This is a genomic window from Bdellovibrio sp. MYbb2, assembly GCF_056175685.1.
The window spans coordinates 1572390-1594412 of record NZ_JBJKJI010000001.1 but is presented as its reverse complement, the minus strand read 5'-3'; the positions used below and the strand labels follow the sequence as shown (position 1 = coordinate 1594412).

The following is a 22023-nucleotide window of genomic DNA, read 5'->3' as shown; positions in this document are numbered from 1 at the left end:
ATCAAAGCGTCAGGTCCGAGAGTTTTTCCAAAACCGTGAATTTGAAATTGGAATACGCAGCCTGATGCGCCTGCAAAGACTTCACTTCTTTGTCGGTTTTTTCTGAAGCCAGCAGGTACAAACGCCCCACCCCGGCAGCAAAAGCCGCCTTCAGGTCCGAAGCACTGTCACCAACCATCACGGATTTCGCCATATTCACACGCAGCTTGCTGTTCACTTTCAGCAGCATGCCGTTGCGAGGCTTGCGAAGTCCCGCCAGCAAACGCCCGCGAGGACTGCCCGCTTCATCAATAAACGCCGACCACTCGCAGTCGTCAATCCACGCCCCTTGCTGGGCTAAAAGCTGCATCATACGCTGATGCACGGACTGATACTGAGACCAGCTGATCCAGCCTCGCCCCAATCCGGACTGGTTCGTCACCAGCGCCACCCAATAAGACTGCGCATGGGCTTTGTTAATCAGCTCGCAAATGCCCGGCAGCAGCTGAACTGCTTCGGGGTCTTTGTTATAGGGAACGTTCTTAACCACCACATCATCGCGATCCAGGAACAGACATCCTGCCCCGTGCTCGCCATCCAGTCCCTGCAGCGCCGACCATTGCCCCCAATGGGCTTTCAAAGCTTGCAAAATCAGCTGCCACTTGTGCAGGCTTAAATCAGCAAAGGTATAGTCCCATTGATGGGATTCAGCAGACGATGCTTCCGCCCCCAACAAGACCCGTTGACCATTCAGAATTGCATCCACAGAAGTCAGGACAGATTTTTGGTTGGACTGGAACAAGACCAGATCTTCTGGACGTGTGACATACTTTTGTGCCAGCAGATCTTCAGCTGTGCGTGTGACAAAAGGAATTTCCCCGGCAAAGTCCTGCACCAATGGCTGCTGCCATTGCGACAATGTGGCCGGATTCTGATCTGCAATAAAGACCAGACTGCCACCCAGTTGAACTGTTTCAACAATCAAAAGTTCCAGGGGATGTGACATAGAGGCCCAGTTTACGACAAACCGCCCCTTGTGTCCTCGGGTTTCTACTTGCCGCCTTGCATTTATGCTTATTAAAATTCCTGCAGGAGGAAATTCATGACGGCCTTACTGAAGCAGATTTTTAATTTTCTAAAACTCCTCAACTCGGACACCGGAACCAACCAACTGGCCTCGGGCCTGTCGCTGGGACTGATCCTGGGGTTTTCCCCGTTCATCTCCATTCAGACTTTCGCGGTCTTTGCGATTATCTTTATTTTCCGCGTGCAGATTGGTGCAGCCTTCCTGTCGGCGTTCTTTTTCAAGTTCGTGGCCTTCATGTTTGACGGACCGGCTCACCACCTGGGTAAAGCCGTGCTTGAAAACGAAAGCCTGAAACCCCTGTTCACCACCATGTACAACATGCCGCTGGTGCCAATGACCCGCTTCAACAACAGCATCGTGATGGGATCCATGATTGTGTCCATCCTGCTTTTGCCGTTTGCATTCTTCGCCTTCAAAGCGCTGATCCTGAAATATCGCGCCACCGTGGTGGCACGATTCAAAGGCACGAAGTTCTGGAAAGCCTTCACGGCAACCAAGCTTTACAACTGGTACTGCACTTACGACAACCTTTACGGCTAGGACACACAGCACATGACAACACCTGAAACAACACCCGTAAAAAAGAAAAAAGAAAAAGGCCCGATCCGCTGGGAAGCCATCATTCCGTTTGTGATCATCTGTGCGGTTATTGGATTGTACTTCCACTTCTTCTTCGACTCTCACCTGCGCAAGGGCATGGAATGGGCCGGATACAAAGCTGTCGGCGCCGAAGTGAACATCGCCAAAGTTGAAACCAGTTTCTTCAACGCCAGCCTGCGCATTCAGGGCATCGAAGTGACTGACGCAGAAAAGCCAACCCACAACTCTTTGAACATCGGCGACATCCGCTTCTCAATGCTGTGGGACGCCTTACTGCGTGCGAAAGTGGTCGTGAATGAAGCCGCCGTTGAACAGATCGCCTTTGGCGTAAAGCGGGCCCGTCCGGGTCGCGTGGCTCCGCCAGAGCCGGTGTCCAACGAACCAGGCCTTGCTGACAAACTGAAAGAACAGGCCATCAACGAAGCCCAGCAACAAGCCGGCGACAGCGTTCTGGGTGACGTGATTGCGATGCTGACGGGCACTGACGCCAACGTGCAACTGCAAAAGCTGCAGGATTCATTGCCGTCCAAAGCGATGCTGGAAAATTTTGAAAAAGAACTAAAAGCCAAACAAGCCACTTGGGATGCGCGCATGAAGTCTTTGCCTCAAGGTAAAGATATCGAGGCTTTGAACAAGCGCCTGAACGCCATCAAGTACAAAGACTTTAAAACTCCGCAGGAACTGCAGTCTTCTTTGCAGGAACTGGATAAAGTCTTTAAAGATGGCGATGCCATGTACAAACAGGTGCAAGGCGCTGGCAATGATCTGCAAAAAGACCTGAAAGCACTTGAAGCCCAGTACAAGGAAATCGAAAAGCAGGTCAAGGCCGACATCAAAAGTCTTGAACAGCATTTCCGCATTCCAAAGCTGGATGCCAAGTCCATGTCGATGGCGATCTTCAATCGCTATCTGGGGCCGTACAAAGCCAAGTTCTTCCGTTACAAGGCCATGGCTGAAAAATACATTCCGCCAAACCTGCTGAATAAAAAAGAAAAGGACCCGGAAGACATCCCACTTCAGCCGCATCCACGTGAAAACGGGATCAGCTATGAATTCGGACGGCCGAACTCGTATCCTTTGGTGTGGATCAAACGCACAGCGGTCAGCTCTCAAGCGGGCTTGACTCCGGATGCGGGGAACATCAAGGGTGAGATTCTGGATATCACAACCCACCAGAAACTGATCGGCAAGCCGACCGTAGCCTCTTTGTCCGGGGACTTCCCGTCCAAGGAAATCATGGGCTTCCTGGTACGCCTGTCTTTGGACAACACCAAGCCTGACAGCATCGTTGATTATCGCTTCAAGGTGGATTCGTACTCGATCGAAGGCAAAGAGCTGGTGCAGTCCCCTGACGTGCAGATTGCCTTTAATAAAGCCAAGGGCAGCATCGGCATCGAAGGCAAGCTTGTGGGTCTAAAGAACATCACGGTGAACATGGACAACAAGTTCACGCAGATCGAATACGCGGTGGGATCCAAGAACGAGATTGCTGATCAGATTCTAAAGGCCGTCTTTGCCGGCATCCCGGTAGTGACGCTGAACGTGGATGGTCAGGGCACGTTCCCGAATGTTCCTTTGTCTATCAACTCCAACCTGGGACCTGAGCTGCAAAAAGGATTCGAAAAGCAGATCCAGGCCAAGATTGACGAAGCCCGCAAAAAGATCGAAGCCTACGTCAATGAAGAGATCGGCAAACAGCGGGCCCGCGTGGAAGCCGAGATCAACAAACTGCGCGGCGATCTGGACAAGGAAATCAAGAAAGCCGAAGGCCAGTTGAACGAACAGAAAAAACAAGCTGAAGCCCGCGTGAATCAGGCGAAAAAAGACGCCGAAAACCAGGGCAAGAAACAGCTTGAAAAAGAAGGCCAGAAAGCTGTCGATGATCTGAAGAAAAGATTCGGACTTTAAGATTTGAAATTTTCTGCCAACGCAAAAGACACCCCCAAAAAGGGTGTCTTTTTTTGTCTAATTTTTCAGCACGGTCCTGTAAAGATCTTCGGCAGTAACTTGTAACTTACTGTTTTCACTTATCAATTTTCCTCACTTTTTCACTTTGCCTCTATTTTAGGCATTCACTTTCTGCTAGCCTTGACGATGAGGTAGGTATGAAAGCATCGTTCAAAACACATTTAGCAGTTTTAGGTTGTGTGATTGGAACCCTTTCCGCGGGTTGCGCGAAAATGAATTTTGCGCCCGTCCCTGAGCAGGACACCACCGCGGTTACACCGCCCACCACGACTCCCAGCAAAACAATCTCCACCAGCGAGGTCGTGGCTTACGGTAATAAGCAGGTCGACTTCCTGTTTGTACTGGATGATTCCAATTCAATGCTTCCCGAGCTTAAAAAACTCGCGGCCCGCATGGGCACCTTCGTAAGCTCTCTGGATGCCAGCAATATCGACTGGCAAATGTGCCTGACGACCACCAGAGGCGTTAATTCCGGTGGCTCCCTAACCTACGGCAGCCCTTATAATTGGGCCAACTATGCGCCCGTTGGCGGGGCTCCGGCCTATATCCTTAAAAAAGGGACCGCCAACCTGAACACCATCTTTAATTCCACTATTGATACCCTGGGTATTGGGGGTGGCAGCTCCGGGGATGAACGCGCAATCAAAGCCGCCCATGACCACTTTGAAGCCGCTGGCGTGCATGGTTGCTATCGTCCGGGAGCCGCAATTTCGGTGATCGTGATTTCAGATGAAGACGAACGATCTGTGGGCGGCGTGGCTTCCCGCGTGAAAGCCAATGATGCTGCCGGCGTGCTTTTGCCGATGGAGGCTTCCGACATGCCAGCCAATCTGGTGGCGAAATCCAAAAGTGTCTTCGGCCCGGATGTGCGCTTCACTTTCAGCTCGATCATCGTGAAACCCGGCGACACCGCTTGCGAAGCTGAACAGGACAAAGACACTTCGCCTAGTCACCCGGGCTACTTCTATGAGGAAGCGTCCAAACTGACCGATGGTGGCGTGGGCAGTATTTGTGATTCGGATTACAGTGCGAATCTGAACACATTCAAGGACAAGATCGTGAACTCGCTTTCCAACTTGAATCTGGAATGCGAACCGGTTCCTGAAACTCTGAAGGTCAGCATTGATGGTTTGAATATCCTGAACTACAAAATCGAAAAGAGCGTTTTGAAGTTCACTTACGCCCTGATTGAGGGCACCAAGATCGACCTGCAATACGACTGCGTAGAGGGGATTCCTTAGCAAGGCGACGGCATTCGCCGCGCGCTTCACTGCCTTTAAACGACAAAAGCCGCTCTCTCGAGCGGCTTTTTACTTTGGCCTTATTGCGCCGGCTTTGCGCCCAGCAGAGACTGAACGTAAGACACAGAGTCTTTGTTGAACCATTCGATGGATCCCACAACCTTTTTAACCAGTTTGTGATCCGTGCCCAGCACCAGGGATTCTGGCAGGCGCGCCACCTGGAACTGCTTCATTAAAGAGCGGTCTTCGTCATAAACGATATGAATATTCGCGCCCTTCATTTCCGGGAAGGACTTCATAAAGACATCGATGTCGTTGCGGCTGCTATCGCCGGAAACTGCGATCAACTGAACATCACCTTTGAATTCCTTGATCAGCTTGATCAGGGAAGGGACTTCCTCAATACAAGGCCCGCACCAGGATGCCCAGAAGTTCAGGATAACCACTTTGCCTTTGAAGGCATCAAGCTCTACGGGTTTACCGTCCAGATCCTTGGTCACAAAGTTAGGAACGCCTTCCTTTTCCATAGCCTCAATCGTGGTGTAATCTGAGGTGGTTTGGTTCAGCTTGCTGGCAAAGAATTGGGTGTAGGCCCACAAACCAGCTGCTGCCAGAATAAAGACGATACCGAAGGCTTTAAGGTGTTGTTTCATGGGACTCCCCTTTTCAGCAAGGAACTGAGTACCCAAGGTAAAGATTGTCGCCCGGGATGGCAAGACGCAATGGTGATAAATGGCGAGAGCGGTTCGCAAAGCCAGCGAGAGGTCCGATAGTTTTGAAGGATAAAACGAGGGATGCTAAAAATAAAAAAGGCCCAAGTTTCCTTGAGCCTTTTTTTGAAGATCTTAATCAGATCCCAGAATTAAGCGCGAGCTGCAGATGCTGCTCTGTCTTTTTTCTGAGTCTTTTTAACAGCTTTTTTCTTCGCTGCTACTGCTTTAGTGGAAGCTTTTTTAGCTACAGCTTTTTTCGCTGGAGCTTTAGTAGCTTTCGCAGTTTTAGCGGACTTTTCAGATTTCTCTGCAGTGTCAGCTGTTTTAGCTTCGAAATCGTAGTCTACGAACTCAAGGAATGCCATTTCAGCAGTGTCACCTGGGCGACGACCGATCTTGATGATACGAGTGTAACCACCAGGACGTGTTTTGAAACGTGGAGCAAGATCCTTAACGATTGTAGCAACCGCTTCTTTGTTCGGGTAACGAGAAAGCAACAAACGAGTTGTAGCCAAGTCACCTTTTTTACCCAAAGTGATCGCTTTTTCAACGTGGCGACGTACTTCTTTAGCACGGTCAACAGTTGTAGTGATACGGCCGTGCTCGATCAAAGAAGTCACAAGACCTCTCAACAAAGCTTTTCTTGGGCCAGATTTACGATCGAAATGTTTTACTCTTCTTCTGTGTGAACTCATTTTATTCTCCGGTTAAACGGGCTGACCGTATAAGGTATCAGCACGATAGAACACTCTTTGGTTAATTTGGTCGAGTGTTGCTTTTTCAGGGCTCCGTGCCCTCGCAGCCCCGCAGGGCCGCGTGTTCAAACACCATTCTTGGTGTCTATTTTTGGTTACTGTTGAGTCTCTCTCTTTTGAGGAGGTTGACTTGGATCCCAACCAGCCGGTGGCCAGCCTTCGATCTTCATGCCAAGGCCCAATCCCATTTCGCCCAGAATCTCTTTGATTTCATTCAAAGATTTACGGCCGAAGTTTTTGGTCTTAAGCATTTCTGCTTCAGAACGTACTACCAACTCGCCGATGTAGCGGATGTTAGCGTTCTTCAAGCAGTTCGCAGAACGAACAGAAAGCTCAAGGTCGTCAACAGAACGGAACAAGTTCTCGTTCAGAGTTGGAGAACCAAGCTCGCGTGCTTCTTCTGCAGGCTCCATAGTCTCGTCGAAAGTCAGGAAGATTTGCAGTTGTTCTTTCATGATTTTGGAAGAAAGAGCTACTGCTTCTTCTGGCTTCAAAGAACCGTCTGTCCAAACTTCAAGAGTCAATGCATCGTAGTCAGTTCTTTGACCAACGCGCGCATTAGAAACATTGTAGTTCACTTTTCTGATTGGGCTGTAAAGAGCGTCAACGCCAATAAAGCCAACTGGAAGATCAGTTTCTCTGTTTTCAACTGGTACATAACCACGACCGAAGCTTACAACGATTTCCGCGTTGAAGTTTGCGTTCGCGCCCAAAGTAGCGATTGGAAGATCTGGGTTCAAAACCTCGATCTTATCGGTAGTTTGGATGTCCGCTGCAGTCACTTTGCCTGGACCTTTTTTGGAGATCTTCAAAGTCAAAGAATCTGCAGTGTACTGTTTAAAGCGCACTTCTTTGAGGTTCAGGATGATGTCAGTGACGTCCTCAAGAACATCTGGGATCGTAGTGAACTCGTGCAATACGCCTTCGAACTTAACAGCTGTAATTGCAGAACCCATCATGGAGCTAAGAAGAATTCTTCTTAGGGAGTTACCCAAGGTAACGCCAAACCCTCTTTCAAGGGGACGGATAATGAATTTAGCGTAGTCATCACGAAGAGAATCACGATCAACCTCAAATCCCTTTGGTTTGATCATTTCTCTCCAAAACTTATAATAGTGCTCTTGCATAGCTCCCCCGAGAGGTAAAATTATCTTGAGTAGTATTCAACGATCATGTTCTCTTCAACAGCAACTGCTACGTCTTCACGATTTGGAAGATCTTTAACAGTTCCAGTGAACTTAGCATGATCGGCTTCAAGCCATGCTGGCACAGAGCGTCTAGCTACCGCTTGGATAGCAGACTGGATCTTAGCCATTTCGCGGCTTGATTCAGCAACTTGAATAACATCGCCTTTATTCACAAGAATGCTTGGGATGTTAGCTCTTTTACCATTCAACAGGAAATGGTTGTGCTTAACAAGCTGTCTTGCTTCGCGACGAGAATTTGCGTACCCCAAAGTGTACACAACGTTATCAAGGCGAGTCTCGAGTAATTTAAGAAGCGCATGACCGGTCAATTCTTTTGCACGGTTGGCTTCTCCAACATATTTCACAAATTGTTTCTCAGAAACGCCATAGTATCTTTTGGCTTTCTGTTTTTCACGCAATTGAAGCGCAAATTCAGAGAACTTCAAACGAGACTGACCATGTTGTCCTGGAGGATAAGGTCTTCTTTCGAAAGAACACTTATCTGTGTAACAACGGTCACCCTTCAAGAAAAGTTTCACGTTTTCGCGACGGCAAAGCTTACAAACGCTTTCGTTAATGCAGCTCACGATATACTCCTTAGATTCTTCTACGCTTAGGTGGACGGCAACCGTTGTGAGGAACTGGAGTCACGTCTTTAAGAGACAAGATTCTCATTCCAGTAGCAGCCAATGCACGAATTGCAGGCTCACGACCAGCGCCTGGTCCTTTCAAGTAAACGTCCACAGATTTCATGCCTGCTTCCATAGCCTTCTTTGCAGCGTCTTCTGCCGCGACTTGAGCTGCAAATGGAGTACCTTTACGGCTTCCTTTGAAACCGAGGTGACCTGCAGAGGACCAGGACACGGTAGCACCGGTTGGATCAGTCATCGTTACGATAACGTTACCGAACCCAGCTTGGATATAGCAGTTCCCTTGTGGAACGTTTCTTTTTACTTTTTTCTTTGTAACAGCTTTTTTATCAGTGTTCATTTACGCAACCTCAATTATACGGCTTTTTTCTTGTTAGCTACCGTCTTTTTAGGACCTTTGCGAGTACGTGCATTAGAACGAGTGTTCTGACCACGAACAGGCAAGCCTTTACGGTGGCGGATACCACGGAAGCAGTTCAAATCCATCAAACGTTTGATGGATTGACCGATTTCACGGCGCAAGTCACCTTCTACTTTGAAGTTAGCTTCAACGATGCTACGGATTTTAGCAATGTGCTCATCAGTCAGACCTTCAGTTCTTAGTTCAGAAGGAATACCAACTTGCTTGCAGATCATAGCAGCACGAGGACGGCCGATGCCGTAAATATAAGTCAATGCGATTTCAACGCGCTTATTTCTAGGTAAGTCGACACCAAGGATACGTGCCATGATTAACCCTGCCTTTGCTTATGTTTAGGGTTCTCGCAGATAACGCGAATAACGCCTTTTCTTTTGATAACTTTACACTTATTACAGATTGCTTTAACTGATGGTCTTACTTTCATACTGTCTTCCCATACGCTTAGTTTTCACTTCATTAAAAAAGTGAAAATTCCAGCAAAAAAACGAATGCGGTCCGGCACGCTAACACCGAAAAAAATTAAAGTCTAGAGATAAAAATAATACAGCCGTCTATTTTATTATTTTTTCGATCTCTTGATAGACTTCTTCGGTGTCTCTATTTCCGTCCACTTCGATATATTTGCCTGATTTTTTATAAAACTCTTTTAGGGGGCTCGTGAACTCTTCATAAGTCTTCAGGCGGGTCTCAATAACCTCAGCCTTGTCATCATTCCGTTGAATGACCTCACCACCGCACAAATCACATTTGCCCTCTACTTTGGAGGGCTTACTGACTATATGATAGACAGCGCCGCAATTTTTACAAACGCGTCTGCCAGTCAGCCTATCCATCAGGATTCTCATTGGAACTTCAAGGAAGATTGCCTTCCCGATGGATAGATTCATTTTTACAAGTAATTCATCTAGAGCCTGGGCCTGAGCCACAGTTCTAGGGAAACCATCTAAAATAAAGTTTTGGAGGCCTTTTTGGAGAACTTCTTCAACCATGCCGATAACGATGCTATCTGGCACAAGTTGACCTTTATCCATAAATTCCTGGGCTTTTTTGCCGAGGTCCGTCTGGCCTTTAATGGCTGCTCTGAATAGATCGCCAGTGCTGATCTGTGTCATTCCCTGGCGTTTAATCAAAAGCTCAGACTGCGTACCTTTACCGGCCCCCGGGGCTCCAAACAGGATCAAGTTCATTAGAACTGAACCCTTCTGCTACGGATCTTAGCACCCTTAAGGAAGCCCTCATATTTCTGAGTGATCATATGAGACTGGATCTGTTGAGCAGTATCCAAAGCAACACCCACCAAGATCAACAAGCTGGTACCACCGAAGTGGAATGGCACGTTGAATTGGTTAACCATGATGCCTGGAAGAATACAAATAGTACAAAGATAGATACAACCAACTACGTTTACGCGCTCCAAAACTCTTTGGATGTAGTCTGCAGTGGATTTACCAGCGCGAACGCCAGGAACGAAACCACCGTATTTTTTCAGGTTGTCTGCCACGTCGTTAGGATTGAAAACGATCTCCGTATAGAAGAAGGAGAAGAAGACAATCAAAGCCACGAACATGATGTTGAAGATAGTGCCGGAAGGATTCAAAGAATCCTGAAGCGCCTTCAACCAAGGTGTGTTCACGAATTGAGCCATTGTCGCCGGGAACATCAACAAGGAACTCGCGAAGATTGGCGGGATAACACCAGAGATATTAAGTTTGATAGGAAGATGGCTTGTCGGAGTCTGCATGGATTGCATACCGCCGCCGCCTTGTCTTTGAGAATACTGAACTGTGATTCTACGCTGAGCCACTTCCATATAGATAACGGCTGCGATGATCGCCACCATGAAGGCAACCAACAAAAGAACCAATGCAAAACGCATTTCACCAGTACGAACAAGCTCCCAAAGCTGTTGAACACCACCTGGGATCGCAGCAGCGATACCAGTGAAGATGATCAGGGAAGTACCGTTACCGATACCACGCTCTGTGATCTGTTCACCCAACCACATGATAAAGCAGGTACCTGCAGTCAATGTGATGATAGTCATGATTTGGAACGGAAGGAAGGCCACGGTCGGAGCGATCACCAAAGGATGTCCATCCGGGCTTGTAGAATTCATCAACCATGTGCTGATGCCGTAACCCTGGATAACCGCCAAAGCCACAGTCGCATAGCGAGTGTATTGGTTGATTTTGCGACGACCTTGCTCCCCTTCTTTCTTAAGAGCTTCCAGATACGGGATCGCAGAAGTCAAAAGTTGGAAGATGATGGAAGAGGAGATGTAAGGCATGATTCCCAGTGCAAAGATACTGAACTGGGAAAGTGCGCCACCTGTAAAGGTATTAAATAGGCCAAAAATTCCACGGCTTTGAGCCTGGAAAAATGAGAGCACCGCTGAACCATCCACTCCCGGAGTCGGAACGTGTACACCAATTCTGTAAATGGCCAAAAGAGCCAATGTGAACAAGATGCGCTTACGAAGATCAGAATTTTTTGCGATGCTCTCAATTGCAGACACTACTTAATTACCTCGACTTTGCCGCCAGCAGCTTCGATAGCTTTCTTGGCGCTTTCTGAGAATTTATGAGCTTTTACAGTCAAAGCTGTTTTAAGCTCGCCATTTCCCAAAATCTTAACAGCGCCTTTGGACACAAGTCCAGCAGCGTATAGAGATTCAGGAGTGACTTCACCAGAAAATTTAGCAAGTTGTCCTACGTTTACAATCTCAAAGTTGTTAGCAAACGCTACGTTGCTGAAACCGAACTTAGGAAGACGACGGTGAAGTGGAGTTTGACCACCCTCGAAGCCTCTACGCACTGTTCCACCGGTACGAGCCAACTGACCCTTGTGACCTTTTGTAGATGTGCCGCCCATACCAGAACCGATACCACGACCGATTCTTTTTGGAGCATGCTTGGACCCTGCTTTAGGTGCCAATGTTTTAAGCAAGCTCATGATTACCCCTTAACTTCAACATCAAGAAGATGTTGAACTTTCATGATATTACCACGTGCCGCAGCAGAATCTTTCACCTCAACAGTTTGGCGAATTTTCTTAAGACCAAGGATACGTACAGCATCCTTTTGATCTTGCGTGCATTTGATAGTTGATCTTTTCAATGTTACTACGAATGTCTTAGCCATTTTTGCCACCAGTCCGCGAATTAAAGCTGTTGTTTCAACTGCTTCAAGCCGTCGATTGTTGCTCTTACTGCATTGTGAGGGTTACGAGTACCAACACATTTAGTAAGAATGTCTTTTACACCTACAGATTCAAGAACGGCACGTACCGCACCACCCGCGATTACACCAGTACCTGGAGCAGCTGGTTTCATGATAACCTTAGCTGCACCAAATCTACCGATAACTTCGTGAGGGATCGTACGACCTTCCTTCAAAGCTACAGATTTAGCAGATTTTTTAGCGGATCTGCTTGCTTTACCGATTGCTTCTGGAACTTCACCAGCTTTGCCGGAACCGAATCCAACATCACCAGCTTTGTTGCCTACAACTACTAGAGCTGCGAAAGAGAAGCGACGACCACCCTTAACAACTTTTGTTACGCGGTTGATCGCTACTACACGCTCTTCTAATTCAGCTGCTTGAGCTTGAACTTTCTCCACACATCACTCCTTAGAAATTCAGGCCGCCCTCACGAGCGCCGTCAGCAAGAGATTTAACACGTCCATGATAGAGGTAACCGTTTCTATCGAAAACAACGTCTTTGATGTTTTTCGCAGTAGCTGCTTTAGCTGCTTCGATACCAACAAGTTTCGCCATATCGATGCCGGATTTATCCTCTTTACCCAAAGAAGAAACAGCCACCAGAGTGTTGCCATCTACGTCATTGATAATTTGAACGTAAACGTGCTTACCGCTTCTGAATACGCAAAGACGAGGTCTTTCCGCAGTTCCTTTAACGGTCTTGCGGATTCTGATCTTCTTCTTGAGGCGATTTACTTTTCTTTCGCTTGTATGCTTACTAAATTTCAATTTCATACTTTACCTCAATTATTTACCAGCAGACTTACCGGCTTTACGTCTGATCTGCTCACCAGCGTAACGAACACCTTTACCCAGGTAAGGCTCTGGTGGACGGAAGGAGCGAATTTTCGCTGCTACCTGACCAACAAGCTCTTTACTTGGACCATTCACGGTCAAGCTGGTTTGCTTCTCAACTTTAATTTCAATACCTTCTGGGATATCGAATACAACAGGGTGAGAGAAGCCCAAAGAAAGCTCCAACTTTTTACCTGCTACGTTCGCACGATATCCAACCCCTTGAAGCTCCAAGCCTCTAGAGAAACCCTTAGTCACGCCGATTACTGCGTTTTGAATAAGAGCTCTGTAAAGACCGTGCATCGCGCGGCTTTCTTTTGTGTCATCATTCGGAGTCAAAACTACTTTGTTGCCGTCGATTTTCGCGGAAACATTTGGTTTCATACCGATTTTCAATGAGCTTTTTGCGCCTTTAACGACAACTTCGTTAGCAGGAGAAACGCTCACTTGTACTGTGTTATCAAAAATAACGGGTGCTTTACCAATACGAGACATGATTCACCTACCAAAGTGTCGCAAGCAATTCGCCACCGAGTTTTTGCTCTGTAGCTTGCTTACCGCTCATGATTCCTTTGCTTGTGCTGATGATGGACATGCCCATACCAGAACGAACAGTTGGAATCTTGTCAGATTTAACATACACGCGACGACCAGGACGGCTAACACGGTCAATATTATTGATCGCGTGGCCACCAGCTTCGTCATACTTCAAATAAACACGCATGATGCCTTGTTTGCTGTCTTTAGCAACTTTAAAGCTTCTGATGAAGCCTTCGTTTACCAAGATCTGAGCAATACCGGCTCTTACTTTAGAAGCAGGCATGTCCACTTTTTCGTGTCTTGCTGCTCCAGCGTTTCTGATCATTGTAAGGAACTGAGAAATTGTATCCATTCTGAACCTCTTACCAGCTGGCTTTCGTTACGCCAGGCAATTTACCGTCAAGGGCCAATTGTCTGAACGCAATACGAGACAAACCGAACTTTCTGTAGTTACCACGAGGGCGACCAGAGATCACACAACGAGTGATAGTGCGGTTTGGGTTAGTGTCACGAGGAAGACCCTGCAGCTTAGTGCGTGCAGCAGCTCTTTCTTCGTCAGAAAGCTTCATATTAACAGCTTTAGCTCTCAATTCTGCTCTGTATTGAACATACTTAGCAGCAAGAGCTTTTCTTTTATTATTTTTTTCAATGCTTGCTTTACGAGCCAAGTGACACCTCTTATTTTCTGAAAGGCATGCCAAGCGCTTCAAGTAGCGCTCTGCCTTCAGTATCGTTCTTCGCAGTTGTACAGATAGTGATGTTCATCCCACGAGTTTTGTCTACTTTATCGTAGTTGATCTCAGGGAACACGATCTGCTCTTTCAAGCCCATGTTGTAGTTACCACGACCATCGAAGCCTTTGTTAGGCAAGCCACGGAAGTCACGTACGCGAGGTAGTGCCAACGTGTTCAAACGATCCATGAAAGACCACATTTTCTCTCTTCTCAAAGTCACGCGAACACCCAGTGGGATGCCTGCACGCAATTTGAAGTTGGAAATTGCTTTCTTTGCTTTAGTGATAACAGCTTTTTGTCCAGTGATCGCTGTGATTTCATCAACCACAGTGTTCAAGATTTTTGGATTCTGAACAGCTTCGCTCAAGCACACGCTAAGAGTGATTTTCTCCAAGCGAGGAACTTGCATCACGTTTTTAACTCCCAGTTGGTTCTTTAGAGCGGGAGCGATCTCTTTATTATATCTTGTATGTAAGCGATTCATCTCATACCCCTTATAGAACTTCCGGAGCCAAAGACACGATCTTAACGAACGACTTTGCTCTCAATTCTCTGGCTACTGGGCCAAAGATACGTGTTCCGATTGGCTCTTTAGAAGCGTTGATCAAAACTGCAGAGTTGTCGTCGAAGCGGATGTAAGATCCGTCTGGACGACGAAGTTTTGCTACAGTTCTAACAACAACAGCTTTAGCTACGTCACCTTTTTTTACTTTTGCATTTGGCAAAGCTTCTTTGATGGAAACTACGATAACATCACCAATGGATGCTACACGACGTTTAGAACCACCAAGAACCTTAACGCACATAACTTCTTTTGCGCCGGAGTTATCTGCTACATTCAGTCTGGTTTGCATTTGAATCATAACAGTCTCCTATGCCTTAGCCGTTTCAACGACTTCAGCCAAAGCCCAACGTTTAGTTTTGCTTAGAGGACGAGTTTCACGGATCTTAACGATGTCACCAACTTTTGCCTGGTTCTTTTCGTCATGAGCCTTGAATACAGACGTCTTCTTAACGTACTTACCGTACTTAGCGTGCTTAACCATGCGGTAGATCAGAACAGAGATGGTTTTATCCATCTTGTCACTGATAACTTCACCTACGACTTCAATTTTACGGCCTCTAGAATTAGTTTCAGTCATTTCCTACCCCTATCTCGCCACTTTTTTTACGATCGCTGTATTGATTTTAGCGATGTCGCGGCGAAGACCACGGATTTGCACTGGGTTAGAAAGCTGCCCAATGGAATTCTTGATACGTGCCTGGAACAGCTCTTCGGAAAGAGCCGCTCTTTTCTTTTTCAATTCTGCTACAGAAAGATCTTTGATCTCTACAAACTTCATACAACTACTCCCTTACCAAGAAACGAGTTTTGAAAGGAAGTTTGTGTGCTGCACGTTCGAAAGCTTCTTTAGCTTGTTCACGTGTCACACCGTTCATTTCGAAAAGAACTTTTCCAGGAAGAACACGAGCAACCCATAGTTCCGGGTTACCTTTACCGCTACCCATACGAGTTTCAGCAGGCTTTTTAGTTACCGGAATGTTTGGGAACACACGGCACCAGATTTTACCACCACGCTTAACTGAACGGGAGATAGCGATACGACCAGCTTCCAACTGACGAGCAGTCAGACGACCTTCCTCGATTGCCTGAAGACCGTAGTCTCCGAAATCAAGGTTAGCGCCTCTTACTGCAAAACCAGTAGCGCGGCCTACAAATTGTTTACGCCATTTTACTCTTTTAGGACTTAACACGACCTGCCTCCTCAACTTCGCGAGCAGATAAGATATCGCCTTTATAGATCCAAACTTTCAGACCGATGATACCGTATGCTGTCAGGGATTCTGCTGTACCGTAGTCGATATCAGCACGCAATGTATGAAGAGGAACGCTCTTCTCATTGTACCACTCTGAACGCGCAATCTCTGCACCATCAAGACGCCCGGAAACACGGATCTTGATACCTCTCACGCCGCCTTTGATCGCAGCTGCAATAGATTTTTTAAGAGCTCTTCTCCAAGAGATACGTTTCTCAAGTTGTTGAGCAATGCTCTCAGCAACGAGCTGAGCATCGAGGTCTGGTTTACGCACTTCTTGGATGCTCAAGAAAACTTCGTTGGGTGTAAGTTTTTGAACTTCCGCTTTAAGAGCGTCGATACCACTACCTTTTTTACCAATAACAACACCTGGGCGAGCTGTGGAGATGATGATTTTAATCTTCTTCGCAGCACGTTCCATTTCAATTTTCGCTACACCCGCGTTCTTAAGTTTATCCTTAAGGAACTTTCTCAAACGGATGTCTTCGTGGAGGTTTTCATAATATTGTTGACCCTTCGCATACCAGCGAGAATCCCAAGTTCTGATAACACCGACTCTTAGACCAATTGGATTAACCTTCTGACCCACGACTATTTCTCCTCGAGTACTACGTTAATGTGGCTGGTCTTCTTACGAACACCGAACGCGCGACCTTGCGCACGAGGACGGAATCTTTTAAGAACCGGACCTTGATCAACCCAGATAGCTTTAACATAAAGGCTGTCTACATCCATAACCTTTTTGTATTCAGCATTGGCAACAGCTGATTCGATCAACTTTTTTACCATACCTGCGGTTTTTTTGTTCAGGAAAGTAAGGGTTTTTACAGCCTCGTTCACGTCTTTACCGCGAACAAGGTCTACAACCAATCTTGCTTTCTGAGCGCCAACTCTTGCATATTTCAAGCTTGCTTTAACTTCCATAATAAACCTCTATTACTTCTTCGCAGCAGGAGCAGCGGCTTTCTTCTCAGCGTGACCGTGGAAAGTTCTGGTTGGAGCAAACTCGCCGAGTTTGTGACCAATCATGTTCTCTGTGATGTATACAGGAACGAACTTTCTTCCGTTATGAACTGCGAATGTCAGTCCAATTGTCTCTGGAAGAATTGTTGAGCGGCGAGACCAAGTTTTAATAACTTTTTTATCATTTTTCTCAAGTGCATTGTCGATTTTCTTCTGAACATGAGTATCGACGAATGGACCTTTTTTAATTGAGCGTGCCACCTTTTACTCCTACTTACGTCTCTTGATGATTGAAGAGTTGGTTCTCTTATTGTTTCTAGTTTTGAACCCCTTACAAGGTTGACCCCAAGGAGTTACCGGGTGATGCCCTTTACCAACGCCTTCACCACCACCGAGTGGGTGATCAACTGGATTCATGTGCATACCACGTACAGAAGGACGGATACCTCTCCAACGAGAGCGACCTGCTTTACCTAGATTGATGTTTTCATTGTCAGTATTACCAACTTGACCGATAGAAGCACGGCAAACTGTCAACACTTGTTTCAACTCACCGGATGGCATACGTACTTGGCAGTACTTGTCGCCTTTACCAGCAAGAGTTGCGCTTGCACCAGCACCACGGCAGATTTGACCGCCTTTGCCTGGACGCAATTCAACATTGTGAATCACAGTACCAACTGGGATCGCACCAAGAGTCATAGAGTTACCTGGTTTGATGTCGGCTTTATCAGAAGAAATAACAGTATCGCCAACATTCAAACCTACTGGAGCAAGGATATAAGCCTTAGCGCCATCGATGTAGGAGATCAGAGCAATACGGCAAGTTCTGTTCGGATCGTACTCGATCGCGATAACTTTTGCTGCAACTTCAAGCTTGTTACGCTTGAAATCAACCAAACGGTATTTTCTCTTATGACCGCCACCTTGGTGACGAATAGTGATTTGACCGTGATTGTTACGCGCAGCTTGTTTCTTAAGAGGAGCTAGCAAAGACTTCTCTGGAGTAGTCTTAGTGATTTCTTTGAAATCGAAACCAGTCATTCCTCTGCGACCATGAGAGCGTGGGGCAAATGTTTTAATACCCATCTTTATACTCCCTCAAAAAGAGCGATCTTCTCACCTTCAGCAAGCTTAACGTAAGCTTTCTTCCAGTAAGCGACCTTGGTTAGACCGAATTTAGTTTGCTTAGAGTGACCGCGGCAGACGCTAGTTCTAACGCTATCAACTTTAACTTTAAAGTTTTTCTCAACAGCGGCTTTTACTTCTGTTTTAGAGGATTTCATATCCACTTCGAACACGTAAACACCAGCAGCGTTGTGATAAGTATTTTTCTCAGTAATGAGAGGGGCTTTAATTACTTGTTTCATTACGCCTTCTCCAATGAACAACGATCTACGATTTTAGCCACAGAATCTTTAGTGATAACAGCAGCGTCGTACTTCAATAGATCAAACACGTTCAAACCTTCAACTGGGAAGTATTTGAATGTTGGAAGATTCTTGGAAGCACGGTTGAATTTGTCATCAACTACAGAGTCAACCAATACAGCCTTCTTCAAACCGAAAGCAGCCAAACGTTTGTTAAGCTCAGCAGTTTTACCTTCAGAAGCCATGCTGTCCACGATGAACAGTTTGCCTTCTTTTTGAAGGTGAGAAAGTGCCATGCTCAGACCCAAACGACGAACTTTTTTAGGCAGAACGAAAGCGTAGCTGCGAGGCTGAGGACCGAAAGCGGTACCACCACCTGGCATCAAGATAGAACGGCTGGAACCTTGACGAGCTCCACCAGTACCTTTTTGTTTAAACGGCTTTTTACCACCACCAGACACAAGACCTTTGGTCTTAGTCATGTGAGTGCCTTGACGACGAGCCGCCAATTGCCATTGAACTACTGTGTGAAGAACTTCCTTTTTAACAGGAGTTTCGAACACGTCAGCAGCAAGCTCAACGGAGCCAACTTTTTCTTTTTTCCAGTTCAATACATTTACTGTTGCCATACTATTCTCTCACCAACTTAACCAAAGTGTTTCTAGCACCTGGAACTGGCCCTTTTACCATCAGAACGTTTTCTTCAGCGATAATCTGAACAACTTCTACGTTCTTAACAGTGACAGTTTCAGCACCCAAATGACCTGGGAATTTCTTACCCGGCATTACGCGACCTGGCCATGTTCTGTTACCAGAAGAACCCGGACGACGGTGGAATTTAGAACCGTGGGATGCAGGACCACCTGCGAAGCCCCAACGCTTCACGGAACCAGCGAAACCTTTACCTTTAGACTTGGAAGTGATTTTTACGAAATCACCTTTAACCAAGCTGTCGATAGAGATTTGCGCGCCAACAACAGTACCTTCCGGTGGAGCTTGACGAAGTTCTTTTACGAACTGAGCGCCATTCTCGAAGCCAGCTTTTTCAAGGTGACCTTTTTCTGCTTTGTTGGAGTTTTTAGCTTTTTTAGGGTGGCAAGCTACCTGGATAGCTTCGTAACCATCAGCTTCGTTAGTCTTGATTTGAGAAACAAACCAAGGCTCATAACGAAGAACAGTAACAGGAACAGCTTCGCCGTTCTCGTTATAGATAGTAGCCATACCTTCTTTGAAGGCGAACAGGCCGTTCAATTTCAGACCTGCAGTATTTTGAGTTTCTGTAGTTTCGCTCACGTCTTACCTCTAAACCGCAGAAAGTTTGATTTCAACATCTACACCAGCAGAAAGATCCAACTTCATAAGTTGATCTACTGTCTGTTGAGTTGGTTCTAAAATATCGAGCATACGCTTGTGAGTTCTCACTTCGAATTGTTCACGAGATTTTTTATCTACGTGCGGAGAACGCAATACAGTGTAGCGGTTGATGCGAGTAGGCAAGGGAATTGGACCCGCAACTTTAGCGCCTGTACGACGAGCAGTCTCAACGATTTCTTTCGTCGACTGGTCAAGCAATTTATGATCGAATGCCTTCAATCTGATTCTAATCTTCTGACTTTGCATATGGACACTCTTCTCTTTTATAAAGTATCGTAATTACTAGCAAATTTGTTAACGTTCAACGTCCTGATCCCATCGAAAACTTGCCCCGAATTAGCCCTTGCGGCCTGAATCGCCTTCAACGCGGGGGGTTTTTTGTAGATATAGACGCTATGAGTGCGCGAGTATGCGCACTTTGAAATCTAATGTCAAAGGGAAATATTATTTTTTTTAATATCTTCCCATTTTATGGAGAATGTCCGTTTTTACCTTCGCAGGCACAATGGCATATTCCAAAAATTCCATACTGAAGCTTGCTCGTCCTTGGCTCAAACTGCGGACATCCGTCGCATAACCAAACAGACTCGCCAGAGGGGCTTCGGCCGAAATAACCTGACCACCACCCTGCTTCACATTCATCGCCAGGATTTTCCCACGGCGGGCATTCAAATCGCCCACGATGTTCCCGACGAAGTCATCCGGACAAGTGACCTCTAGTTTGAAGATAGGCTCCAAAAGCTCTACAGAGGCCGCCTTAACCGCATCCCGGAATGCCAGGGAAACAGCCGCCTTAAAGGCCATTTCGCTGGAGGAATCGGGACGAACTTCAACTGAATTTAAGGTCCCCTTAATACCCAGCATCGAGCAGCTTGCCAAAGGACCGACTTCGGAAGCTTCACGGAAGCCCGATTCAGCAGCCTTCAACATAGGGGCTGTAAATTCTTTAGACACAGCCACTTTACTGATGAACTGGATACCATCCGCCTGAGAAATAGGCTCGATGGAAAGGGAGACTTTGGCAAAGTGAGTTTCGCCGGCAATCTCACGCTCGTAAACGTGTTCTGCCTTGGCTGCAGCCGTGATGGTTTCACGATAGGAAACCTGCGGCTTACCCACATTGGCCTGGATCTTATGCTCACGAAGCAGGCGATCCACAAGAATTTCCAAATGCAATTCACCCATACCAGAAAGCAGGATTTGCCCGGTTTCAGGATCCGTGCGCAGACGACAGGATGGATCTTCTTTTTCAAGTTTAGCCAGGCCGGCCAGCATTTTTTCCTGGTCCGCAGAAGACTTCGCCTCTACCGCCACGGAAATAACCGGCTCTGGGAATGTGATCGCCTCAAGAACCACAGCATGAGAGCTTTCGCACAGAGTGTCCCCTGTGCCTGTGAACTTAAGACCGATAACCGCACCGATATCACCAGCTTTCAGGCTGTTGATTTCTTCACGGGAATTCGCATGCATTTTCACCAGCTTCTGGATGCGCTCTTTTTTCTGAGTGCGCGGATTCAAAAGCTGCTCCCCGACCTTCACTTCACCGGAATAAACACGGATATAAGTCAAAGTGCCGGCAAACGGATCGTTGGCGATTTTGAAAGCCAAAGCAGCCGCGTGAGCATCGAATTCAGTTTTACAGATGATTTCTTTATCAGGACGCTCAGGATCGTGGCCCACGATTGCAGGCACTTCCAGAGGCGACGGAAGGTAGTCAATAACCCCATCCAACAAAGGCTGAACACCTTTGTTTTTGAAAGCGGCTCCACAGAATACCGGGAAGGCTTTCAATTCAAGAGTCCCTTTGCGCAAAGCACGTTTAAGCTCTGGCACAGTGACTTCTTCTCCATTGAGATATTTCTCAAGAAGTTCGTCTTCAAATTCAACGATCTTCTCAATGACCTCAGTACGGAAGCGGTTTACTTCCTCTTGCATGTCATTGGGAACATCGGTGATTTCGAAATGGTCACCCATTCCGGACTGATCCCACATGTAAGCGCGGTTTTCCAATAGATCAACAACACCACGGAAAGTGTCTTCCATGCCGATTGGAACCTGCACAGGGATTGGGTTCGCGTTCAGCTTTTCTTTGATCGTCCCAAAGGACATCACAAAGTCAGCACCAACACGGTCCATTTTATTAACGAAGCAAATGCGGGGAACTTTATATTTGTCGGCTTGTTTCCAAACGGTTTCGGACTGAGGTTCAACCCCATTCACACCGTCGAAAACAGCGATCGCGCCATCCAATACACGCAAAGAACGCTCAACTTCAATAGTGAAGTCAACGTGGCCCGGAGTATCGATGATGTTGATTCTGTGATCTTTCCAGAACGCCATGGTCGCAGCAGAGGTGATAGTGATACCGCGCTCTTGCTCTTGAACCATCCAGTCCATGGTGGCATCACCATCATGGACCTCGCCGATTTTATGACTTTTACCTGTATAGTAAAGAATGCGTTCGGTGGTGGTCGTCTTACCGGCATCGATGTGAGCCATGATGCCGATATTACGAGTGTACTTGAGATCAGCTACAACTTTAGGATCTTTAGCTGACATCTGAACAGA

At 46.7% G+C, this 22023-nt stretch carries 34 protein-coding genes; 3 read left to right on the top strand and 31 right to left on the bottom strand.

Annotated features, from left to right (window positions below):
• Position 1 precedes the first annotated feature (1 nt).
• Positions 2-985 (bottom strand): D-glycero-alpha-D-manno-heptose-1,7-bisphosphate 7-phosphatase, encoded by a 984-nt coding sequence (locus AC04MQ_RS07705; protein ID WP_015091988.1) that lies wholly within the window; start codon positions 983-985, stop codon positions 2-4.
• A gap of 96 nt (positions 986-1081) precedes the next feature.
• Between AC04MQ_RS07705 and AC04MQ_RS07700 the strand changes: the two genes are divergently transcribed.
• The 3 genes from AC04MQ_RS07700 (at position 1082) to AC04MQ_RS07690 (ending at position 4875) form a co-directional block, all read left to right on the top strand.
• Positions 1082-1606: a DUF2062 domain-containing protein gene (locus AC04MQ_RS07700; RefSeq protein WP_015091989.1), complete on the top strand. Its 525-nt coding sequence runs from the start codon at positions 1082-1084 to the stop codon at positions 1604-1606.
• 12 nt (positions 1607-1618) lie between these two features.
• Complete coding sequence (locus tag AC04MQ_RS07695) at positions 1619-3574, top strand: TIGR03545 family protein (protein WP_015091990.1); 1956 nt, start codon at positions 1619-1621, stop codon at positions 3572-3574.
• Between the two features lie 197 nt (positions 3575-3771).
• The gene (locus AC04MQ_RS07690; RefSeq protein WP_051026319.1) at positions 3772-4875 is read left to right on the top strand and encodes a hypothetical protein; all 1104 of its coding nucleotides are present in this window, start codon (positions 3772-3774) and stop codon (positions 4873-4875) included.
• 80 nt (positions 4876-4955) lie between these two features.
• Here the strand turns inward: AC04MQ_RS07690 and AC04MQ_RS07685 are convergent, their stop codons facing one another.
• The 30 genes from AC04MQ_RS07685 to fusA all read right to left on the bottom strand — a co-directional run bounded on the left by AC04MQ_RS07685 (position 4956) and on the right by fusA (position 22014).
• Positions 4956-5528, bottom strand: a complete 573-nt coding sequence (locus AC04MQ_RS07685) for a TlpA disulfide reductase family protein (RefSeq protein ID WP_015091992.1) — start codon at positions 5526-5528, stop codon at positions 4956-4958.
• A gap of 209 nt (positions 5529-5737) precedes the next feature.
• On the bottom strand, positions 5738-6283 hold the full coding sequence (gene rplQ / locus AC04MQ_RS07680) for a 50S ribosomal protein L17 (RefSeq protein ID WP_041577914.1): 546 nt from the start codon (positions 6281-6283) through the stop codon (positions 5738-5740).
• 155 nt (positions 6284-6438) lie between these two features.
• A complete protein-coding gene (locus AC04MQ_RS07675) occupies positions 6439-7470 on the bottom strand; it encodes a DNA-directed RNA polymerase subunit alpha (protein ID WP_038448232.1) in 1032 nt (343 codons plus the stop codon).
• A 20-nt stretch (positions 7471-7490) separates the two neighbouring features.
• Positions 7491-8117, bottom strand: a complete 627-nt coding sequence (rpsD, locus tag AC04MQ_RS07670) for a 30S ribosomal protein S4 (protein ID WP_475391771.1) — start codon at positions 8115-8117, stop codon at positions 7491-7493.
• 10 nt (positions 8118-8127) lie between these two features.
• On the bottom strand, positions 8128-8520 hold the full coding sequence (rpsK, locus tag AC04MQ_RS07665) for a 30S ribosomal protein S11 (protein ID WP_011165330.1): 393 nt from the start codon (positions 8518-8520) through the stop codon (positions 8128-8130).
• A gap of 14 nt (positions 8521-8534) precedes the next feature.
• Entirely contained in the window at positions 8535-8909 is a 375-nt protein-coding gene (gene rpsM / locus AC04MQ_RS07660; protein ID WP_011165331.1) for a 30S ribosomal protein S13, read from the bottom strand.
• A 2-nt stretch (positions 8910-8911) separates the two neighbouring features.
• Complete coding sequence (gene rpmJ, locus AC04MQ_RS07655; protein ID WP_011165332.1) at positions 8912-9025, bottom strand: 50S ribosomal protein L36; 114 nt, start codon at positions 9023-9025, stop codon at positions 8912-8914.
• Between the two features lie 127 nt (positions 9026-9152).
• Positions 9153-9788: an adenylate kinase gene (locus tag AC04MQ_RS07650; protein WP_015091996.1), complete on the bottom strand. Its 636-nt coding sequence runs from the start codon at positions 9786-9788 to the stop codon at positions 9153-9155.
• Entirely contained in the window at positions 9788-11116 is a 1329-nt protein-coding gene (gene secY, locus AC04MQ_RS07645) for a preprotein translocase subunit SecY (RefSeq protein ID WP_475391767.1), read from the bottom strand. Before secY ends, AC04MQ_RS07650 begins: the two co-directional genes overlap by 1 nt.
• Positions 11116-11553, bottom strand: a complete 438-nt coding sequence (rplO, locus tag AC04MQ_RS07640; protein ID WP_041577915.1) for a 50S ribosomal protein L15 — start codon at positions 11551-11553, stop codon at positions 11116-11118. The genes secY and rplO overlap by 1 nt, the downstream gene beginning before the upstream one ends.
• 2 nt (positions 11554-11555) lie before the next feature.
• The gene (gene rpmD, locus AC04MQ_RS07635; RefSeq protein WP_041577916.1) at positions 11556-11741 is read right to left on the bottom strand and encodes a 50S ribosomal protein L30; all 186 of its coding nucleotides are present in this window, start codon (positions 11739-11741) and stop codon (positions 11556-11558) included.
• A gap of 20 nt (positions 11742-11761) precedes the next feature.
• On the bottom strand, positions 11762-12220 hold the full coding sequence (rpsE, locus tag AC04MQ_RS07630; protein WP_041577917.1) for a 30S ribosomal protein S5: 459 nt from the start codon (positions 12218-12220) through the stop codon (positions 11762-11764).
• Positions 12221-12230: 10 nt separating this feature from the next.
• Entirely contained in the window at positions 12231-12596 is a 366-nt protein-coding gene (gene rplR, locus AC04MQ_RS07625) for a 50S ribosomal protein L18 (protein WP_015092000.1), read from the bottom strand.
• A 12-nt stretch (positions 12597-12608) separates the two neighbouring features.
• Positions 12609-13151 (bottom strand): 50S ribosomal protein L6, encoded by a 543-nt coding sequence (gene rplF, locus AC04MQ_RS07620; RefSeq protein ID WP_041577918.1) that lies wholly within the window; start codon positions 13149-13151, stop codon positions 12609-12611.
• Between the two features lie 7 nt (positions 13152-13158).
• The gene (rpsH, locus tag AC04MQ_RS07615; protein WP_041577919.1) at positions 13159-13548 is read right to left on the bottom strand and encodes a 30S ribosomal protein S8; all 390 of its coding nucleotides are present in this window, start codon (positions 13546-13548) and stop codon (positions 13159-13161) included.
• A 10-nt stretch (positions 13549-13558) separates the two neighbouring features.
• Positions 13559-13864, bottom strand: a complete 306-nt coding sequence (gene rpsN / locus AC04MQ_RS07610) for a 30S ribosomal protein S14 (RefSeq protein ID WP_041577920.1) — start codon at positions 13862-13864, stop codon at positions 13559-13561.
• A gap of 10 nt (positions 13865-13874) precedes the next feature.
• The gene (rplE, locus tag AC04MQ_RS07605; protein ID WP_011165341.1) at positions 13875-14414 is read right to left on the bottom strand and encodes a 50S ribosomal protein L5; all 540 of its coding nucleotides are present in this window, start codon (positions 14412-14414) and stop codon (positions 13875-13877) included.
• Between the two features lie 10 nt (positions 14415-14424).
• Positions 14425-14793: a 50S ribosomal protein L14 gene (rplN, locus tag AC04MQ_RS07600; RefSeq protein ID WP_011165342.1), complete on the bottom strand. Its 369-nt coding sequence runs from the start codon at positions 14791-14793 to the stop codon at positions 14425-14427.
• Positions 14794-14802: 9 nt separating this feature from the next.
• Positions 14803-15072, bottom strand: coding sequence for a 30S ribosomal protein S17 (gene rpsQ, locus AC04MQ_RS07595; protein ID WP_041577921.1), 270 nt, complete (start codon positions 15070-15072; stop codon positions 14803-14805).
• Between the two features lie 9 nt (positions 15073-15081).
• Entirely contained in the window at positions 15082-15273 is a 192-nt protein-coding gene (gene rpmC, locus AC04MQ_RS07590; protein WP_011165344.1) for a 50S ribosomal protein L29, read from the bottom strand.
• A 4-nt stretch (positions 15274-15277) separates the two neighbouring features.
• On the bottom strand, positions 15278-15685 hold the full coding sequence (gene rplP / locus AC04MQ_RS07585; protein WP_041577922.1) for a 50S ribosomal protein L16: 408 nt from the start codon (positions 15683-15685) through the stop codon (positions 15278-15280).
• Positions 15672-16337, bottom strand: coding sequence for a 30S ribosomal protein S3 (rpsC, locus tag AC04MQ_RS07580; protein ID WP_011165346.1), 666 nt, complete (start codon positions 16335-16337; stop codon positions 15672-15674). The genes rplP and rpsC overlap by 14 nt, the downstream gene beginning before the upstream one ends.
• A 2-nt stretch (positions 16338-16339) precedes the next feature.
• Entirely contained in the window at positions 16340-16672 is a 333-nt protein-coding gene (gene rplV / locus AC04MQ_RS07575; RefSeq protein ID WP_015092004.1) for a 50S ribosomal protein L22, read from the bottom strand.
• Between the two features lie 12 nt (positions 16673-16684).
• Complete coding sequence (rpsS, locus tag AC04MQ_RS07570; RefSeq protein ID WP_011165348.1) at positions 16685-16972, bottom strand: 30S ribosomal protein S19; 288 nt, start codon at positions 16970-16972, stop codon at positions 16685-16687.
• A gap of 9 nt (positions 16973-16981) precedes the next feature.
• Positions 16982-17800 carry a 50S ribosomal protein L2 gene (gene rplB, locus AC04MQ_RS07565; RefSeq protein ID WP_015092005.1) on the bottom strand — a complete coding sequence of 273 codons (819 nt, stop codon included), beginning with the start codon at positions 17798-17800 and terminating at the stop codon, positions 16982-16984.
• 2 nt (positions 17801-17802) lie between these two features.
• Positions 17803-18081 carry a 50S ribosomal protein L23 gene (gene rplW, locus AC04MQ_RS07560; RefSeq protein ID WP_041577923.1) on the bottom strand — a complete coding sequence of 93 codons (279 nt, stop codon included), beginning with the start codon at positions 18079-18081 and terminating at the stop codon, positions 17803-17805.
• Complete coding sequence (rplD, locus tag AC04MQ_RS07555) at positions 18081-18710, bottom strand: 50S ribosomal protein L4 (protein WP_015092006.1); 630 nt, start codon at positions 18708-18710, stop codon at positions 18081-18083. Before rplD ends, rplW begins: the two co-directional genes overlap by 1 nt.
• 1 nt (position 18711) lies before the next feature.
• The gene (gene rplC / locus AC04MQ_RS07550; protein ID WP_015092007.1) at positions 18712-19374 is read right to left on the bottom strand and encodes a 50S ribosomal protein L3; all 663 of its coding nucleotides are present in this window, start codon (positions 19372-19374) and stop codon (positions 18712-18714) included.
• A 9-nt stretch (positions 19375-19383) separates the two neighbouring features.
• Entirely contained in the window at positions 19384-19701 is a 318-nt protein-coding gene (gene rpsJ, locus AC04MQ_RS07545) for a 30S ribosomal protein S10 (RefSeq protein ID WP_011165353.1), read from the bottom strand.
• Positions 19702-19908: 207 nt separating this feature from the next.
• Positions 19909-22014 carry an elongation factor G gene (fusA, locus tag AC04MQ_RS07540; RefSeq protein WP_015092009.1) on the bottom strand — a complete coding sequence of 702 codons (2106 nt, stop codon included), beginning with the start codon at positions 22012-22014 and terminating at the stop codon, positions 19909-19911.
• Positions 22015-22023: the final 9 nt, after the last annotated feature.

Coding starts and splice junctions, on each gene's coding strand:
- rpmC (WP_011165344.1), bottom strand. CDS start 15,273: ATGAAGTTTGTAGAGATCAAAGATCTTTCTGTAGCAGAATTGAAAAAG.
- rplR (WP_015092000.1), bottom strand. CDS start 12,596: ATGAAATTGAAATTTAGTAAGCATACAAGCGAAAGAAAAGTAAATCGC.
- rplO (WP_041577915.1), bottom strand. CDS start 11,553: ATGAGCTTGCTTAAAACATTGGCACCTAAAGCAGGGTCCAAGCATGCT.
- rpsK (WP_011165330.1), bottom strand. CDS start 8,520: ATGAACACTGATAAAAAAGCTGTTACAAAGAAAAAAGTAAAAAGAAAC.
- AC04MQ_RS07675 (WP_038448232.1), bottom strand. CDS start 7,470: ATGCAAGAGCACTATTATAAGTTTTGGAGAGAAATGATCAAACCAAAG.
- rplF (WP_041577918.1), bottom strand. CDS start 13,151: ATGTCTCGTATTGGTAAAGCACCCGTTATTTTTGATAACACAGTACAA.
- rplW (WP_041577923.1), bottom strand. CDS start 18,081: ATGAAACAAGTAATTAAAGCCCCTCTCATTACTGAGAAAAATACTTAT.
- AC04MQ_RS07700 (WP_015091989.1), top strand. CDS start 1,082: ATGACGGCCTTACTGAAGCAGATTTTTAATTTTCTAAAACTCCTCAAC.
- AC04MQ_RS07650 (WP_015091996.1), bottom strand. CDS start 9,788: ATGAACTTGATCCTGTTTGGAGCCCCGGGGGCCGGTAAAGGTACGCAG.
- fusA (WP_015092009.1), bottom strand. CDS start 22,014: ATGTCAGCTAAAGATCCTAAAGTTGTAGCTGATCTCAAGTACACTCGT.
- rplV (WP_015092004.1), bottom strand. CDS start 16,672: ATGGAAGTTAAAGCAAGCTTGAAATATGCAAGAGTTGGCGCTCAGAAA.
- rpsH (WP_041577919.1), bottom strand. CDS start 13,548: ATGGATACAATTTCTCAGTTCCTTACAATGATCAGAAACGCTGGAGCA.
- rplQ (WP_041577914.1), bottom strand. CDS start 6,283: ATGAGTTCACACAGAAGAAGAGTAAAACATTTCGATCGTAAATCTGGC.
- rplN (WP_011165342.1), bottom strand. CDS start 14,793: ATGATTCAAATGCAAACCAGACTGAATGTAGCAGATAACTCCGGCGCA.
- AC04MQ_RS07695 (WP_015091990.1), top strand. CDS start 1,619: ATGACAACACCTGAAACAACACCCGTAAAAAAGAAAAAAGAAAAAGGC.
- rpmD (WP_041577916.1), bottom strand. CDS start 11,741: ATGGCTAAGACATTCGTAGTAACATTGAAAAGATCAACTATCAAATGC.
- rpsQ (WP_041577921.1), bottom strand. CDS start 15,072: ATGACTGAAACTAATTCTAGAGGCCGTAAAATTGAAGTCGTAGGTGAA.
- AC04MQ_RS07690 (WP_051026319.1), top strand. CDS start 3,772: ATGAAAGCATCGTTCAAAACACATTTAGCAGTTTTAGGTTGTGTGATT.
- rpmJ (WP_011165332.1), bottom strand. CDS start 9,025: ATGAAAGTAAGACCATCAGTTAAAGCAATCTGTAATAAGTGTAAAGTT.
- rplD (WP_015092006.1), bottom strand. CDS start 18,710: ATGGCAACAGTAAATGTATTGAACTGGAAAAAAGAAAAAGTTGGCTCC.
- AC04MQ_RS07705 (WP_015091988.1), bottom strand. CDS start 985: ATGTCACATCCCCTGGAACTTTTGATTGTTGAAACAGTTCAACTGGGT.
- rplB (WP_015092005.1), bottom strand. CDS start 17,800: ATGGGTATTAAAACATTTGCCCCACGCTCTCATGGTCGCAGAGGAATG.
- AC04MQ_RS07685 (WP_015091992.1), bottom strand. CDS start 5,528: ATGAAACAACACCTTAAAGCCTTCGGTATCGTCTTTATTCTGGCAGCA.
- rpsM (WP_011165331.1), bottom strand. CDS start 8,909: ATGGCACGTATCCTTGGTGTCGACTTACCTAGAAATAAGCGCGTTGAA.
- rplE (WP_011165341.1), bottom strand. CDS start 14,414: ATGAATCGCTTACATACAAGATATAATAAAGAGATCGCTCCCGCTCTA.
- rpsJ (WP_011165353.1), bottom strand. CDS start 19,701: ATGCAAAGTCAGAAGATTAGAATCAGATTGAAGGCATTCGATCATAAA.